Origin of the sequence: Plantibacter sp. T3 (assembly GCF_902506515.1) — a bacterium.
Classification (GTDB): domain Bacteria; phylum Actinomycetota; class Actinomycetes; order Actinomycetales; family Microbacteriaceae; genus Plantibacter; species Plantibacter auratus.
The window spans coordinates 2,174,876-2,189,866 of record NZ_LR733286.1; the positions used below are offsets into that span (position 1 = coordinate 2,174,876).

Genomic DNA, 14,991 nt, shown 5'->3' on the forward strand with positions numbered 1-14,991 from the left:
GACAACTCAGTGCTCGTGAAGGGAGCCACCCGCCCGTGACCTACGTGATCGCCCTGCCGTGCGTCGATGTGAAGGACCGCGCCTGCATCGACGAATGCCCCGTCGACTGCATCTACGAGGGTGAACGGTCGCTCTACATCCACCCCGACGAATGCGTCGACTGCGGTGCGTGCGAGCCGGTCTGCCCGGTGGAGGCCATCTACTACGAGGACGACCTTCCCGAGGAGTGGGCGGACTACTACAAGGCCAATGTCGAGTTCTTCGACGAGATCGGTTCCCCGGGTGGGGCCGCGAAGGTCGGCGTGATCCCCTCGGACCACCCGCTCATCGCCGCGCTGCCGCCACAAGCCCACGAGTAGTCGCGTGGCACTGCAGCCGCTGCCCGACTACCCCTGGGACCTCATGGTCCCGTATGCGGAGCAGGCCCGTCGCCACCCCGACGGCATCGTCGACCTCTCGATCGGTTCGCCGGTCGATCCGACTCCCGGCCTCATCCGGGATGCGCTCCGGGCGTCCACGGACGCACATGCGTACCCGACCACGGTCGGGACGCCCGAACTCCGGCAGGCGATCGTCGACTGGTTCGCGCGCCGTCGTGGTGTCGAGGGGCTCAGCCTCGACGCCGTCCTCCCGACGATCGGCTCGAAGGAACTCGTCGCGCTGCTCGCCTTCCTCCTCGGCCTGGGCGCCGGCGACACCGTGGTCCACCCGGTGGCCGCCTATCCGACGTACGCGGTCGGCGCGGCGATCGCGGGAGCCGAGGCGTTCGCCTCCGACGATCCGTCCGAATGGCCGGAGAGCACCCGGCTGGTCTGGCTGAATTCCCCCGGCAACCCCGACGGTCGTGTCCTGTCGGTCGACGAGCTGCGCGCAGCCCGAGCCAGAGCCCGCGAACTCGGCGCCGTCCTCGTGGGCGATGAATGCTACGCGGAACTCGGCTGGGAGGGGGAGTGGTCCGACACCCCGACCCCGTCCGTGCTCGATCCCCGCGTGACCGACGGCGACACCGAGGGTGTCCTCGCGATCTACTCCCTGAGCAAGCAGTCCAACCTGGCCGGATACCGTGCCGCGTTCCTCGCGGGCGACGAGCGCCTGGTGCGTCGGCTGGTCACCGTCCGGAAGCACGCGGGTCTCATGCTGCCGGCCCCGCTGCAGGCCGCCATGGTCGCGGCGCTCGGCGACGACGCCCACGTGGCGGAGCAGAAGGCCCGCTACCGCGCCCGACGCGAGGTGCTGCTCCCGGCCGTCCGTGAGGCCGGGTTCCGGGTCGACCGCAGCGAGGCGGGACTGTACCTGTGGATCACCGAAGGCCAGGACGCCTGGGTGAGTATCGACCGCCTGGCGTCGATCGGTGTCCTGGCGGGTCCAGGGGTGTTCTACGGGGAGGCCGGACCGCAACACGTGCGGCTCTCCCTGACCGCCACCGACGAGCGCATCGCGGCCGCCGCGGCCAGACTTCGGGGACTCCGCCCGATTTCGGGGTGAACTCCAAGGAAGTCGCCCGATCACTGTGGGAAACAGCAGTAGGGTCCGAAGCCGATTAGGCTGTATGTGACACGCCGTCGTATCGGAGGGCGATGTCGAGTCCCTATCGCACAAAGATATGAGGAGGCGCCGTGGGCGACGTCGAGAAACAGGCTTCCACCGAGACGCAGCAGGTCACCCTGAACTACCCCGGCGGAACGGCCGAGTTCCCGATCCACCAGTCAGCCCAGGGCGCGTCGAGTATCGACATCTCCTCGCTCACGCGGCAGACCGGCCTGACCACGCTCGACTACGGGTTCGTCAACACTGCGGCGACCAAGTCGGCGATCACGTACATCGACGGCGACCAGGGCATCCTGCGCTACCGCGGCTACCCGATCGAGCAGCTCGCCAAGCAGTCGACCTTCCTCGAGGTCGCCTGGCTACTCATCCACGGTGAACTCCCGACGGCCGACGAACTCGGCGGCTTCGACGAGAAGATCCGGCGCCACACGCTCCTCCACGAGGACCTCAAGCGGTTCTTCTCGGCGCTCCCGCACACGGCGCACCCGATGGCCGTCCTGTCGAGCGCCCTGCAGGCCATGTCGACCTACTACGAGTCGGACGCCAATCCGCACGATCCCGACCACGTCGAACTCACGACGGTCCGGATGCTCGCGAAGCTCCCGGTGATCGCCGCCTACGCGCACAAGAAGTCGGTCGGGCAGGCGTTCCTCTACCCCGACAACTCGCTGAGCTTCGTCGACAACTTCCTCAAGCTGAACTTCGGCAACCTCGCCGAGCCGTACGAGATCGATCCCGTCCTGTCGAAGGCGCTCGACCTCCTGCTCATCCTGCACGAGGACCACGAGCAGAACGCCTCGACCTCCACGGTCCGCCTCGTCGGCTCCACCGGAGCGAACCTCTACGCTTCCGTGTCCGCCGGTATCAACGCCCTGTCGGGTCCGCTGCACGGTGGCGCGAACGAAGCTGTCCTGCAGATGCTCGGCCGGATCCAGGAGTCCGGCGAGGGCGTGCAGCGCTTCGTCGACCGCGTGAAGAACAAGGAAGACGGCGTGAAGCTCATGGGCTTCGGGCACCGCGTCTACAAGAACTACGACCCGCGCGCCAAGCTCGTCAAGGAGAGCGCCGGCGAGGTGCTCCGGGCGCTCGGCATCAACGACCCGCTGCTCGACCTGGCTCAGGAGCTCGAGCAGATCGCCCTGGAGGACGACTACTTCAAGGAGCGCAAGCTCTACCCGAACGTCGACTTCTACACCGGCGTCATCTACAAGGCGATGGGCTTCCCGACGCGGATGTTCACGGTGCTCTTCGCCATCGGACGCCTGCCCGGGTGGATCGCCCACTGGCGTGAGATGAACCTCGACCCGCAGACCAAGATCGGGCGCCCGCAGCAGCTGTACACGGGTTCGCCCGAGCGTCCCTTCCCGACGCGCTAGTCCCGTCGCGCGCGTCGGCGGCGCACAGGACGGCCCCGCATCCACCTCGGATGCGGGGCCGTTCTGCGTCCCGGGAGGCCGGGTCAGGCGTGCAGTGCCGCGTTCAGCTCGACGCCCGAGCCCGAGCGGGGGAGCACCTCGACGGCACCAGTGAGCGAGTTCCGACGGAACAGGAGGTTCGGGACACCCGACAGCTCGACCGCCTTGACCGTACGCGGCGCGCCTTCGGCCGTGGCCGCAGCACCCGCGAGGACGACCTTGGTGCCCGCGGTCACGTAGAGACCCGCCTCGACCACCGAGTCGTCGCCGATCGAGATGCCGATGCCGGAGTTGGCGCCGAGGAGGGCGCGCTGACCGATCGCCACCCGCTGCGTCCCGCCGCCGGAGAGCGTCCCCATGATCGACGCACCACCCCCGATGTCGCTGCCGTCACCGACGACGACGCCCTGCGAGATGCGTCCTTCGACCATCGACGCGCCGAGGGTCCCGGCGTTGAAGTTGACGAAGCCCTCGTGCATGACGGTGGTGCCCGGTGCCAGGTGGGCGCCGAGCCGGACGCGCGAGGCGTCGGCGATCCGGACCTTGTCGGGCGTCACGTAGTCGAGGAGTCTCGGGAACTTATCGATGCCGGTCGCGTGGATACCGGCGCGGAGGAGCGACGGTCGGAGGCGGTCGAAGTCCGCGGGGTGGACGGGGCCGGCGTTGGTCCAGACGACGATGGGGAGGTGCGCGAAGACACCGTCGAGCGAGATCGTGTTCGGCTGGACGAGCAGGTGGCTGAGCAGGTGCAGCCGCAGGTAGGCGTCGGGGGTGCTCTGCGGAGCGGCCTGCAGCTCGATCTCGACCGTGACGATGTCGATGCGGACGGCCCGGCGCTCGTCGTCGGTCGCGAGGGCCTCGAGGTCTGCGGGGGCGATCCAGCGGTCGCGGCCCTCGGGGATCCGTCCGAGCGAGGGCTCGGGGAACCAGGTGTCGAGCACGGTGCCGTCGGCGGCGATGGTCGCGAGGCCGGAGCCCCAGGCGTGAGTCGGAACAGGGGTCTCGGCAGGCGCAGCGGTCATGGCTCCAGGGTACCGGCCAACACTCAGGTCGACGGCCAATACACTGGTGCCATGCCAGCCGAAGTCCCCGTACTCGACCTGTCCGTCTCCTCGGTGGAACTCACCCAGCAGCTGTGCGACATCGCCTCCGTCTCGGGGGATGAAGCCCGCATCGCCGACGCGATCGAGGCGTCGCTCGAGGGTCTCGAGCACCTGACGATCGTGCGCGACGGCGACACGGTGGTCGCTTCCACTTCGCTCGGACGTGCACAGCGGGTCATCATCGCCGGCCACATCGACACCGTCCCGATCAACGGAAACGTCCCGACCCGGTTCGAGGAGCGCGACGGCGAGCCGGTGCTCTGGGGCCGAGGGACGGTCGACATGAAGGGCGGCGTCGCGGTCCAGCTGAAGCTCGCGGCCGAGCTCACCGATCCCATCGTCGACATCACCTGGATGTGGTACGACAACGAGGAGGTCGCATCCGACCTCAACGGCCTCGGGCGTCTCGCGCGGAACCGTCCCGACCTCTTCGTCGGTGACTTCGCGATCCTCGGCGAGCCGAGCAACGCCGGCGTCGAGGGTGGCTGCAACGGAACGCTCCGCGTCCACGTGAGCGCCCACGGCAAGCGCTCGCATGCGGCCAGGAGCTGGGTCGGCGTCAACGCGATCCACGCGATCTCACCGGTCCTCGCGACGCTCGCCTCGTACACGCCACGGGAGGTCGAGGTCGACGGGCTCGTCTACCGGGAGGGCGTAAACGCGGTCGGGATCACCGGCGGCGTCGCCGGGAACGTGATCCCGGACTTGGTCACCATCGAGGTGAACTACCGCTTCGCTCCGAGCCGGACGGGTGCCGAGGCGCTCGCCCACCTCGAGGAGCTCTTCTCCGGCTTCGAGGTCGTGCAGACGGACGTCGCGGAGGGCGCTCGTCCCGGGCTCGACGCGCCGATCGCCCAGGACTTCCTGGCCGCGGTCGGCGGCACACCGGCCCCGAAGTACGGCTGGACGGACGTCGCACGCTTCTCCGCACTCGGCGTCCCCGCCGTCAACTACGGACCGGGTGACCCGCTCCTCGCCCATGCCGACGACGAGCGCGTCCCGCTCGCGCACATCGAGGACTGTGAGCGCGGGCTCCGCGCCTGGCTGACCGGGCCCGATGGTCGCTGACGCGGCCCACTCGACCGAGGTCGAGGAGCGGCCGTCGATGCTCCGGCGCTGGGCCCGCCTGCCCTGGTGGGGGCGGATCACCATCGTGTACGTGCTGTCCCGCCTGGTGACGACCGCGATGTTCGCGGTCGCGAGTCTGCTGCAGGCGCCGGACTCCCGGTTCGGCGCGTTCCCCTCGCTCGGCACGCTCGCCGCCGGCTGGGACGGACAGTGGTACTGGTGGATCGCGACGTACGGCTACCCGACCCAGCTGCCGCTCGACGACGCCGGCCGCGTCGCGGAGAACGCGTGGGCGTTCATGCCGGTCTATCCGGGGGTCGTGAAGGCGCTCTCGGTCGTCACCTTCCTGCCGTGGCCGGTCATGGCCGTCATCGTCTCGCTGTGCTGCGGCTTGGGGGCGGCCCTGCTGTTCCACCGGCTCCTGCGCACCCGCCTCGGCGATGAACGGGCGATGTTCGCCGTCGTGCTGTTCTGCATCGCCCCGCTCAGCGCCCTGTTCCAGGTCGCCTACGCGGAATCGATGTTCCTGCTGCTGCTGACGCTCGCACTGCTCCTGCTCGTGACGCGCCGGTACGGCTGGCTCCTCGCCGTCATCCCGGTCATGGCGTTCACCCGCCCCGGAGTCCTGGCCTTCTCTTTCCTGCTGGGCCTCCATCTCATCGTGCGTATCGTCACGCGACACCGCGACCCGCTCGCGCGCCGGGAGGTCGTCCTCATCCTCGCGGGCGGGGCCCTCGCTGCCCTCGCCGGATTCGCGTGGATGGTCATCGCCGGTCTCGTCACCGGGACGCCGGAGGCCTATCTCGAGACGGAGCTGGCGTGGCGGGCCGCCTTCATCGGGGAGCAGCCCCTCGTCCCGTTCTCCGCCTGGATCCAGGGCGGCCAGTTCTGGTTCGGGGATGGTCCGGGCATCGCCGTCGTCGCCGCGATCTTCGTCGGCTCCGTCGTACTCCTGTTCCTCCCGCCGGTGCGCCGGCTCGGTGCCGACCTCCGGTTGTGGGTGGGGTCCTACCTCCTCTACCTCTTCGCGGTGTTCTTCCCGCAGACGAGTGTCTTCCGGCTGCTCGTGCCGGTCTTCCCGCTCCTCGGTGCAGTCGCCGTCCCACGGAACCGCTGGTACCGCGGTGGCGTCGTCATCGTCTCGCTGGCGTTGCAATGGTGTTGGATCTTCGTCATGTACGGCCTCGCGAACGCGTATTGGACCATTCCCTGAGTGCGGATCCGGCGTCATCCTGCGCCTCGCCGCGCTCAGGATTATCACGAGCCCCCGTGATACGAGATAATGGGGGTCAGTCGAATAACGAGAGGGGACTCGCATGGCCGCAATGAAGCCACGCACCGGAGACGGGCCAATGGAGGCCGTGAAGGAGGGTCGGCTCATCATCGTGCGAGTGCCTCTTGAAGGGGGAGGGCGTCTCGTCGTGTCGGTCAACGACGCAGAGGCTCAAGAACTGCATGATGCACTCGCGGGTGTGGTGAGCGCGGGCTGATCCCCGTCACCGACGCCGCATGAGCCGAGAACCGGCCGTCATCCCTGCTCTCAGAGTCAGGATGGCGGCCGGTTCGTCGTTGTACGGAGGGCTCAGAGGTTCGGTTTGGTGATCTGCAGGAGGCCGTCGCCGGCGGGGGACAGGGCGCTGACGACCGCGTCGGACGCGGAGATCTCCTGGACGAGCGAGCGGAAGAGTCCTGTGGTCTCGTCCCGCTGAGCCGGATCGGCCACGCGGCCTCGCCAGAGCGCGTGCGGGACGAGCACGGTGCCACCGGGACGCACCAGACGGAGTCCGTGCTCGACGTACTCGATGACCGATCCCGGGTCGCCGTCGACGAGGACGAGGTCGTAGGAGTTCTCGTTCATCCGCGGCAGGACGTCGAGCGCGCTGCCGGTGATGAGGCGGATGCGGTTGGTCGTGATGCCGGCCTCCGTGAACGCCGCGCGTGCCTGCTGCTGGTGCACGATCTCGGTGTCGATGGACGTCAGCACCGCGCTCGTGGCGCCGCGGAGCAGCCAGAGCCCGGAGACGCCGGTGCCGGTGCCCACCTCGACGATGGACTCCGCGCGGGTGGCCGCGGCCACCACCGCGATCTGCGCGCCGATCGCCGGGGAGATCGGTTCGACGCCCAGTTCGTGCGCGTGAGCGCGCGCCGTGAGCATCGCCGCGCTCTCGACGACGACGTCGCCCGCGTACTTCCAGTTGAGATTGTGTTCTGACACCTTGCCTCCGGATCCCAGCGTATGGCCTGCAACTGCTCCGACAGCTGAGGCTCGCGCGGTAGTCTGATGTCGTGTTCGGTCTGACCTTCGACAAACTCCTCATCATCGGGGTCATCGCCGTGTTCCTGCTGGGTCCGGAACGGCTGCCGTACTACGCCTCGCAACTGGCGCGACTCGTCCGCACCCTCCGCGACCTCGCCTCCGGCGCCAAGGACCGGATGCGCGAGGAGATGGGACCGGAGTTCGACGAGGTCGACTGGAAGAAGCTCGACCCGCGTCAGTACGATCCGAGACGCATCATCCGCGAGGCGCTCCTCGACGACGAGCCTCCGGTGACGCCGACGGTCGCGACGACCGCTCCGCTCGACGCGGCTCCCGCTCCCGCTGCCGCGGCCGCCGCTGCAGCCGTCCCATCGCTCGAGAAGCCGAAGTCGATCCAGGCGGCGACCGACGAGCGCCTGCGCCGACTCGCCGCCGGAGAGACCGCCGCGCCCCCGTTCGACCTCGAAGCCACCTGAGTCCGCTTCGGTCGCACACGTCCGACCCGGACGGCTCAGCTCGTGCTGACGCCGAGACGACGACCGGCGAGGCCACGAGGTCTCGCAGCGAGCTGACCGGCCAGCCGGAGGATCTCGGCAGCCGCGGGATCCGTCGGATCCGAGAGGACGATCGGCAGCCCGGCGTCCCCGCCCTCCCGAAGCGGAACGCTGAGCGGGACCGAGGCGAGGAGCGGTACCGGGGCGTCCTGGCCGATCGACAGCCGCGCCGCGAGCGCCTCGCCACCCCCTGAGCCGAACAGCTGCAGGACGCTGCCGTCGGGCTGGGGGAGACCCGCCATGTTCTCGATGACGCCGTGGACGCGCTGCCCGGTCTGGCGCGCCACCACGCCGCTGCGCTCGGCCACCTCGGCGGCGGCCGGCTGCGGTGTCGTGACGACGAGCACCTCGGCGTGGGGGAGCAGCTGGCCGATGGAGATGGCGACGTCCCCGGTGCCGGGCGGGAGGTCGAGGAGCAGCACGTCGAGGTCGCCGAAGAACACGTCGGTCAGGAACTGCTGGATGGTGCGGTGGAGCATCGGTCCGCGCCAGGCGACGGCGACGGCGGTGGTGCCGTCCGTCGGTGCGTCGATGAACATGCCGATCGAGACGACCTTCACACCGTGGGCGACGGGCGGCAGGATCATGTCGCCGACCTGCGTCGGTTTGACGGCCAAGCCGTTCTCGACCAGTCCGAGGAGCCCCGGGATGGAGAACCCGTGGACGTCCGCGTCGACCAGGCCGACCCGCAGGCCGCTGGCGGCGAGTGCGACGGCCAGGTTCGCGGTCACCGTCGACTTCCCGACACCGCCCTTGCCGCTTGTGACGGCGTACACGCGGGTCAGTGAGTCCGGGCCGAACGGGATGCCGCGGGCGCTGCGGCCGCCACGCAGGCGCTCCGTGAGTGCCTGACGCTCCGCCGTCGTCATCACCTGGACGTCGACCGCGACGCTCGTCACCCCGGGGGTCGCCGCGGTGGCCTCACGCACGTCGCGCTCGATGCTCGCCGCTGCCGGGCAGCCGACGATCGTGAGCTTGATGGTGACGTCGGCGGCACCGGTGTCGTCCACCGTGATCGGGCCGACCATGTCGAGTTCGGTGATCGGTTTGCGGATCTCCGGGTCGATGACTCGGGCGAGCGCGGTCCTGATCCGCTCGACGAGGCCGGTGTCAGCCGCGCCGGTGTCAGCCACGCCGGCGCTCGGGCCCGTCGTGTTCGGGCTGGTCCGTGCGATCCCGATCGAGTTCCTCGAGGAGGGAGCGCAGTTCGGCGCGGATGAAGTCCTTCGACGCCATGTCCTTGAGGGCCAGTCGCAGCGCGACGACCTCACGGGCGAGGTACTCGGTGTCGGCGAGGTTGCGTTCGGACCGCTGCCGGTCCTGCTCGATCTGCACGCGGTCGCGGTCGTCCTGGCGGTTCTGGGCGAGCAGGATGAGCGGAGCGGCGTACGAGGCCTGGAGCGACAGCACGAGGGTCAGGGCCACGAAGCCGATGTCGACGGAGTCGAACCGGAGGGCGAGTGGACCGTAGGTGTTCCAGGCGATCCACAGGATGACGAAGAGGGTGAGGCCGAGGAGGAACCACGGCGTGCCCATCGCCCGGGCGATCCACTCGGTGAACCGGCCGAAGCGGTCGCGCGAGGCCGGGGCGCGGCGGATGGAACGTACGGAACTCCGAAGCCCCTTCGGAGCGTCGAGCCGGACCTCATTGCGGGGAGCTCGTGCCACGACCTGCCCTCCTTCCGTTCGATCCGAGCCGCTGTTCCGACGCCGGGAGTTCATCGTTCTCGTCGATGCTGCGCCAGTCGTCCGGGAGCAGGTAGTCGAGGACGTCGTCGATCGTCACGACCCCCAGGAGCCGGTGCTGTTCGTCGACGACGGGTACCTGGACGAGGTTGTAGCTCGCGAGGATCCGCGAGACCTCGGCGGCGGAGGTCCGGACGCCCACCGGATCGAGGCTCTGATCGAGCAGGGTCCCGAGGCGCTCGTGCGGCGGGTAGCGGAGCATGCGCTGGAAGTGCACCATCCCGAGGAAGCGTCCCGTCGGTGACTCGTACGGCGGCAGGGTGATGCAGACGCCGGCGGCCAGCGCCGGTGCCAGCTCGGAGCGTCGGATCGACGCGAGGGCCTCCGCGACGGTGGCGTCGGCGGAGAGGATGATCGGCTCGGTCGTCATGAGGCCACCCGCGGTCTCCGGGTCGAACCGGAGGAGCATGCGGACGTCCTCCGCCTCCTCCGGCTCCATGAGCTCGAGGAGGTGCTCACCGCGGTCCTCGGGGAGCTGGGCGATGAGGTCGGCCGCGTCGTCCGGCTGCATCTGATCGAGGACGTCGGCTGCGCGGTCGTCGTCGAGCTGGGCGAGGATCTGGACCTGGTCCGTCTCGGGCATCTCCTCGAGCACGTCCGCGAGGCGGTCGTCAGACAGCTCCTCCGCGACCTCGATCATCCGGTCGCGCGGGAGGTCGAGGAGCGTGTTCGCGAGGTCGGCCGGTTTCAGGTCGGCGTAGGTCGCGATGAGCTGCTCGGCGGACTGGGCCTCGCCGAGCTCCTGCTCCTCGCGCAGCTCGTTCCAGGTGGCGAAGGTCGTCGGGCCCTTCACGAAGGGGGAGGCGGTGGTCTTCGGGCGGCGGACGAACAGCTGCGACACCTGCCACTCGCCGGGGCCCTGCTCCTCGATGGCGACGTCCTCGATCGTCGCCTCCTCACCGGTGGCGCGGAAGACGACGCGTCGGCCGAAGAGTTCGGCGATCACGCGCACTTCGCCACCGCGCTGCTCGAACCGGCGGACGTTGATGAGTCCCGTGGTGATGATCTGCCCGGCGCCGATGCTCGTCACGCGGCCGATCGACACGAACACACGGCGTTTCCCGGGGATCTCGACGATGAGGCCGACGACCCGCGGGGGTTTGCCGGTGCGGTAGACGACGAGCACGTCCCTGACCTTGCCGACACGATCGCCCGCGGGGTCGAAGACGGTGCACCCGGCGAGCCTGGCGACGAACACTCTGGTTGCACTCACGACTACTAACCTACCCGCCGGTGGTCGGCCTGGAGTGCCCGCTCGGGGCGGGGTGAGAGGATGGAGGCATGAGTGATCCGCGACAGTTCGGCCGGAAGGGCGCCCCGGCGCTCGGCGTCATCCCGCGAGGCGAGACGGTGGCCAGCTACGAGAGTTACGAGTCCGCGCAGGCCGCGATCTCGTCGCTCGCCCACACCGATTTCCCGGTCAAGGAGATCTCGATCGTCGGCAGTGATCTCAAGAGCGTCGAACGCGTCACCGGTCGCCTCAGCTACGGCCGTGCTGCGGGAGCCGGTGCGGTCAGCGGTGCCTGGCTGGGACTGTTCCTCGGGCTCGTCCTCGTCATCTTCAATCCCGAGACGAACCTCATGCTGCTCGGAGCCGCGGTGCTCATGGGTGCCGCGTTCGGCATGCTGTTCGGCATCGTGTCGTACTCGGTGACCCGCAAGCGGCAGGAGTACACCTCGGCCACGCTCGTCGTGGCGACGCGCTACGACCTCATCGTCGGCGGTGAGCTCGCGAACCGCGCACGCAACCTCCTGGAGCGCGGCCCGGAGACCGAAGCGGGCTGATCCAGCCGCGTCAGGCTCCGAGCCGTCGCCCGGCGGACGGGCTCAGCGCGCGAGCCAGGCCTCGACCTCGTCCGCGGTGCGCGGGATGCCGGCCGACAGGTTCTCCGCGCCGTCCTCGGTGACGAGGATGTCGTCCTCGATCCGGACGCCGATGCCGCGGTACTCCTCGGGGACCGTGAGGTCGTCGACCTGGAAGTAGAGGCCGGGCTCGATGGTGAAGACCATGCCGGGCTCGATCACGGCGTCGGCGTACATCTCGCGACGTGCCTGGGCGCAGTCGTGCACGTCGGTGCCGAGGTGGTGGCTCGTCCCGTGCACCATGTACCGCCGGTGCTGCTCGTTCTCCTTCAGGAGCGCTTCCTCGGCGGTGACGGGGAGCAGGCCCCACTCGGCGGTCTTGCGTGCGATGACCGCCATCGCGGCCGCGTGCACCTCGCGGAACCGGATGCCGGGGCGGACAATGGCGAAGGCCTCGTCGGCCGCCTCACGGACGGCCTCGTAGACCCGGCGCTGGACCTCGGTGAACGTGCCGGACACCGGGATCGTGCGGGTGATGTCGGCGGTGTAGTAGCTGTCGAGCTCGACGCCGGCGTCGATGAGGATGAGGTCGCCCGGGACGACCCGTCCGTCGTTGCGCGTCCAGTGGAGGATGCAGGCGTGCGGTCCGGCGGCGGCGATGGTCTCGTACCCGACGCCATTCCCGTCGGCGCGAGCCCGCCCGGCGAAGACGCCCTCGACGATGCGCTCGCCGCGCTTGTGCGCGAGGACCTTCGGGAGTTCGGCGACGACGTCGTCGAAGCCGCGCGCGGTCGCGTCGACGGCGAGACGCATCTGCGCGATCTCGTAGGCGTCCTTCACGAGGCGCATCTCGGACACGGCGCGTGTCAGGTCGTCGTCGACGTCGACCGTGAGGTCGGCGCCATCGGCCGTGAACGCCGAGAGGTCGGCGGTCGCGACCGCGAGGTCGGCGGCCACCTGGGCGAGCGACGGACGCGCACCGATCCAGAACTCGCCGATCGCGGCGTTCGTGTAGAACTCGTCGGTGTCGCGGCCCGCTCGCTCGCGGAAGTACAGGGTCGCGGTGTGGCCGGACTCCTCGGGATCGAGCACGAGAACGCTGTCGGGCTCGGTGTCGGCCGCCCAGCCGGTGTAGTACGAGAAGGCGGAGTGCGCCCGGTACAGGTAGTCGGTGTCGTTCGACCGCTGCTTCATCCCGCCCGCGGGGAGGACGAGACGCTGACCGGGGAACTGGGCCGAGAGGCGTTCACGACGAGCCGCCGCGAGGCCGGCGGTCTCCCGCGGCTCCGGCAGGACCTCGGGGCGGTCTGCCCACCCGGTGCCGATGAAAGCACGGAAACCCTCGGACCAGGCGGCCGCCCGGTTGGAGGTCGCCTCGGTCTGGACGGTGTTCGAACTGGATGTGTCTGCGGAAGTCGCCATACCTCCATTGTCGCACTGCGGTCGCGACAGGCGCCCGACGCTCAGCTCGCCGTGCGGGGGAGCAGCGTCGCGACCACGGGTCGGTGATCGCTGCCCGTGCCGTCGACGTCGGTCAGGACGTGAGCCGACACCGTGACCCATCCCGGTGTCGCCATGACGTGGTCGATCGGTGCGCCGAGGACCGCCGGGAGCTCGGTCGGCCAGGTACCGAGCCCGGCTGCCGCGTCGGCTGCGGCGGCGTCGTGGCACGCGCCGAGATCGCCGACGCCGCGCAACCCGGCGAGGTGGTCGAGCGTCGCGTTGAAGTCACCGGCCATGATCACGTCCGCGTCGTCGGTGCAGCGGCCGGCGAGATCGGCGAGTTCCGCGCGCCAGTCGTCGAGCCGACTCGGCAGTGGGGCCGTGGTGTGGACGGCGACGAGGGTCGGTCCGCGTCCGAGGACCGGATCGGCGATGAGGGTCTCCGAGCGCTCGATGGCGGTCGGGCCGGTCGCCGTCGGTGCACGGACCGCGTACTCGCCGAGTCCGGTGCTGATGAGGAGGCTCGTCCCTCCTGCGTCGGCGTCGGTCGAATGCGCGACCATCGGCCGTCCGGCGGCGGTCATCGCGGCGGCGACGACCGCCGCGGTGTCGGACGAGGTCTCCGGCAGGGAGACGACGTCGGCGCCCTCACGCACCGCGATCGCCGCGATCGTCCCGGGGTCGACGGCATCGCCGAGGGTGTTCCAGGCGAGGACCGTGACCTGATCCGCGAGGTCGGTCGCCTCTCCGGCGACCATCTGGTCGTCGATTCCGCGGTTGGCCGTGACGACGGCGCCGGTGACCGAGACCGCGGCGAGGACGACCGCCAGGATGGCGGGGAGCACGCGGCGGGACCCCCGGACGAGGATCGCCGTCACGAGGCAGAGCAGTGCGCCGCCCGCGGCGGCGATCGCCACGAGGAGGCGGAACGCGCTCAGTTGGACGACGACCTGGGCCTGCTCGAGACCGAACAGCCCGGGGAGGACGGCGACGACGAGCAGGGCCGTGGTCGCGATCGCGAGCACGGCCGCGATGACGCCACCGACGGTCTTCAGCACCCGCGTCAGCGTAGGCGAGCGGTCTGGGAGTCCTCGGGGCAGGACCTGCGACTAGGGTGGAAGCGTGGTGAGCGCTCGAGACATGCACGGCCCCGCCGATCTGCACACGCACTCGAGCGTCTCGGACGGCACGGAGACGCCGACGCAGCTGATGCGCGCTGCCGGTGCCGCGGGGCTCGGCACGATCGCCCTCACCGACCACGACTCCACCGCCGGTTGGGCCGAGGCGGCCGTCGAGTCGCGCCGCCAGGGCATCACGCTGCTCCCCGGAATGGAACTGAGCACCCGCTACGAATGGCGGAGCGTGCACCTGCTCGCGTACCTCATCGATCCGTTGAACGGCGACCTGCTCCAGGAGACCGCGAAGATCCGGGAGTCCCGGCTCCGGCGGGCCGAAGGCATCGTGGCACGCATCGGTGGAGACTACCCGCTGTCCTGGGCGGACGTCCTCGCGCAGACCCGCGAAGGCGCGACCGTCGGACGGCCCCACATCGCCGACGCCCTGGTCGCCCTCGGGATCGTGGCCGACCGTGGCGAAGCCTTCGACGGCATCCTGCATCCGCGCACCGGCTACTACGCGCCGCACTACGCGCCCGACCCGCTCACCGCGGTCAAGCTCGTCCGCGCCGCCGGTGGCGTCCCCGTGATCGCCCACCCGGTCCCGGCCGGCCGCGACCGGATGCTGCCCGAGCCGTACTTCCGCGAACTCGCTGACGCGGGCCTGTTCGGGCTCGAGATCGAGCACCGCGAGAACACCGAGGAGGGGAAGGTCGTCGTGCGGCGTATCGCCTCCGAGCTGGGCCTCGTCGCGACCGGTTCGAGCGACTATCACGGGACCGGTAAGCCGAACCGCCTCGGCGAGAACACCACGGACATCGACGTGGTCCGGCGCATCGTGGCCGAGGCCACCGGCTCGGCACCCGTCCTGCCTGACTGATCTGCGGCGCGTCCGGAGTGCCCTTCGACGCGCTCAGGGACCGGGTGTACTTCTCCCGG

16 protein-coding genes are annotated in these 14,991 nt (G+C 70.0%); 9 read left to right on the forward strand and 7 right to left on the reverse strand.

Features of this window, described 5'->3' with window-relative positions; genetic code table 11:
* Positions 1–35 precede the first annotated feature (35 nt).
* From fdxA to GV015_RS10435, 3 genes are all read left to right on the forward strand, one after another.
* Positions 36–359, forward strand: coding sequence for a ferredoxin (gene fdxA, locus GV015_RS10425; protein WP_079705538.1), 324 nt, complete (start codon positions 36–38; stop codon positions 357–359).
* A 4-nt stretch (positions 360–363) separates the two neighbouring features.
* Positions 364–1,485, forward strand: coding sequence for a succinyldiaminopimelate transaminase (gene dapC / locus GV015_RS10430; RefSeq protein WP_159878246.1), 1,122 nt, complete (start codon positions 364–366; stop codon positions 1,483–1,485).
* A gap of 179 nt (positions 1,486–1,664) precedes the next feature.
* Positions 1,665–2,924 (forward strand): citrate synthase, encoded by a 1,260-nt coding sequence (locus GV015_RS10435; RefSeq protein WP_064296340.1) that lies wholly within the window; start codon positions 1,665–1,667, stop codon positions 2,922–2,924.
* Between the two features lie 83 nt (positions 2,925–3,007).
* Here GV015_RS10435 and dapD read toward each other — a convergent pair whose 3' ends face one another.
* Positions 3,008–3,985 carry a 2,3,4,5-tetrahydropyridine-2,6-dicarboxylate N-succinyltransferase gene (dapD, locus tag GV015_RS10440; RefSeq protein WP_071261031.1) on the reverse strand — a complete coding sequence of 326 codons (978 nt, stop codon included), beginning with the start codon at positions 3,983–3,985 and terminating at the stop codon, positions 3,008–3,010.
* Positions 3,986–4,036: 51 nt separating this feature from the next.
* On the opposite strand from dapD, the gene dapE reads away from it, so the two are divergent.
* The 3 genes from dapE (at position 4,037) to GV015_RS10455 (ending at position 6,624) form a co-directional block, all read left to right on the forward strand.
* Positions 4,037–5,134: a succinyl-diaminopimelate desuccinylase gene (dapE, locus tag GV015_RS10445; RefSeq protein WP_159878248.1), complete on the forward strand. Its 1,098-nt coding sequence runs from the start codon at positions 4,037–4,039 to the stop codon at positions 5,132–5,134.
* Complete coding sequence (locus tag GV015_RS10450; RefSeq protein WP_236555397.1) at positions 5,124–6,347, forward strand: hypothetical protein; 1,224 nt, start codon at positions 5,124–5,126, stop codon at positions 6,345–6,347. The genes dapE and GV015_RS10450 overlap by 11 nt, the downstream gene beginning before the upstream one ends.
* 103 nt (positions 6,348–6,450) lie before the next feature.
* On the forward strand, positions 6,451–6,624 hold the full coding sequence (locus tag GV015_RS10455) for a DUF3117 domain-containing protein (protein WP_079002123.1): 174 nt from the start codon (positions 6,451–6,453) through the stop codon (positions 6,622–6,624).
* Between the two features lie 92 nt (positions 6,625–6,716).
* Here GV015_RS10455 and GV015_RS10460 read toward each other — a convergent pair whose 3' ends face one another.
* On the reverse strand, positions 6,717–7,349 hold the full coding sequence (locus tag GV015_RS10460; RefSeq protein WP_064296167.1) for an O-methyltransferase: 633 nt from the start codon (positions 7,347–7,349) through the stop codon (positions 6,717–6,719).
* 71 nt (positions 7,350–7,420) lie between these two features.
* Between GV015_RS10460 and GV015_RS10465 the strand changes: the two genes are divergently transcribed.
* A complete protein-coding gene (locus GV015_RS10465) occupies positions 7,421–7,867 on the forward strand; it encodes a Sec-independent protein translocase TatB (protein ID WP_159878250.1) in 447 nt (148 codons plus the stop codon).
* 35 nt (positions 7,868–7,902) lie between these two features.
* On the opposite strand, the gene GV015_RS10470 is transcribed toward GV015_RS10465, so the two are convergent.
* Genes GV015_RS10470 through GV015_RS10480 form a run of 3 tightly spaced genes read right to left on the reverse strand, consistent with a single transcriptional unit; the run spans position 7,903 to position 10,904 of the window.
* Complete coding sequence (locus GV015_RS10470) at positions 7,903–9,078, reverse strand: Mrp/NBP35 family ATP-binding protein (protein WP_236555399.1); 1,176 nt, start codon at positions 9,076–9,078, stop codon at positions 7,903–7,905.
* On the reverse strand, positions 9,071–9,613 hold the full coding sequence (locus GV015_RS10475) for a DUF1003 domain-containing protein (RefSeq protein ID WP_071261025.1): 543 nt from the start codon (positions 9,611–9,613) through the stop codon (positions 9,071–9,073). The genes GV015_RS10470 and GV015_RS10475 overlap by 8 nt, the downstream gene beginning before the upstream one ends.
* Positions 9,591–10,904 (reverse strand): magnesium transporter MgtE N-terminal domain-containing protein, encoded by a 1,314-nt coding sequence (locus GV015_RS10480; protein WP_079705545.1) that lies wholly within the window; start codon positions 10,902–10,904, stop codon positions 9,591–9,593. Before GV015_RS10480 ends, GV015_RS10475 begins: the two co-directional genes overlap by 23 nt.
* A gap of 68 nt (positions 10,905–10,972) precedes the next feature.
* Here GV015_RS10480 and GV015_RS10485 point away from each other — a divergent pair, with 68 nt between their 5' ends.
* On the forward strand, positions 10,973–11,476 hold the full coding sequence (locus GV015_RS10485) for a general stress protein (RefSeq protein WP_159878252.1): 504 nt from the start codon (positions 10,973–10,975) through the stop codon (positions 11,474–11,476).
* Positions 11,477–11,518: 42 nt separating this feature from the next.
* Here the strand turns inward: GV015_RS10485 and GV015_RS10490 are convergent, their stop codons facing one another.
* The gene (locus tag GV015_RS10490; protein ID WP_159878254.1) at positions 11,519–12,916 is read right to left on the reverse strand and encodes an aminopeptidase P family protein; all 1,398 of its coding nucleotides are present in this window, start codon (positions 12,914–12,916) and stop codon (positions 11,519–11,521) included.
* Between the two features lie 41 nt (positions 12,917–12,957).
* Positions 12,958–13,995 (reverse strand): endonuclease/exonuclease/phosphatase family protein, encoded by a 1,038-nt coding sequence (locus GV015_RS10495; protein ID WP_159878256.1) that lies wholly within the window; start codon positions 13,993–13,995, stop codon positions 12,958–12,960.
* 82 nt (positions 13,996–14,077) lie between these two features.
* Here GV015_RS10495 and GV015_RS10500 point away from each other — a divergent pair, with 82 nt between their 5' ends.
* The gene (locus tag GV015_RS10500; protein ID WP_085510529.1) at positions 14,078–14,932 is read left to right on the forward strand and encodes a PHP domain-containing protein; all 855 of its coding nucleotides are present in this window, start codon (positions 14,078–14,080) and stop codon (positions 14,930–14,932) included.
* The last annotated feature ends 59 nt before the right edge of the window (positions 14,933–14,991 follow it).

Excerpts from the sequence above, each read along its gene's own strand:
- dapD (WP_071261031.1), bottom strand. The coding sequence starts at position 3,985 with ATGACCGCTGCGCCTGCCGAGACCCCTGTTCCGACTCACGCCTGGGGC.
- dapE (WP_159878248.1), top strand. The coding sequence starts at position 4,037 with ATGCCAGCCGAAGTCCCCGTACTCGACCTGTCCGTCTCCTCGGTGGAA.
- GV015_RS10450 (WP_236555397.1), top strand. The coding sequence starts at position 5,124 with ATGGTCGCTGACGCGGCCCACTCGACCGAGGTCGAGGAGCGGCCGTCG.
- GV015_RS10455 (WP_079002123.1), top strand. The coding sequence starts at position 6,451 with ATGGCCGCAATGAAGCCACGCACCGGAGACGGGCCAATGGAGGCCGTG.
- GV015_RS10485 (WP_159878252.1), top strand. The coding sequence starts at position 10,973 with ATGAGTGATCCGCGACAGTTCGGCCGGAAGGGCGCCCCGGCGCTCGGC.
- GV015_RS10490 (WP_159878254.1), bottom strand. The coding sequence starts at position 12,916 with ATGGCGACTTCCGCAGACACATCCAGTTCGAACACCGTCCAGACCGAG.
- GV015_RS10500 (WP_085510529.1), top strand. The coding sequence starts at position 14,078 with ATGCACGGCCCCGCCGATCTGCACACGCACTCGAGCGTCTCGGACGGC.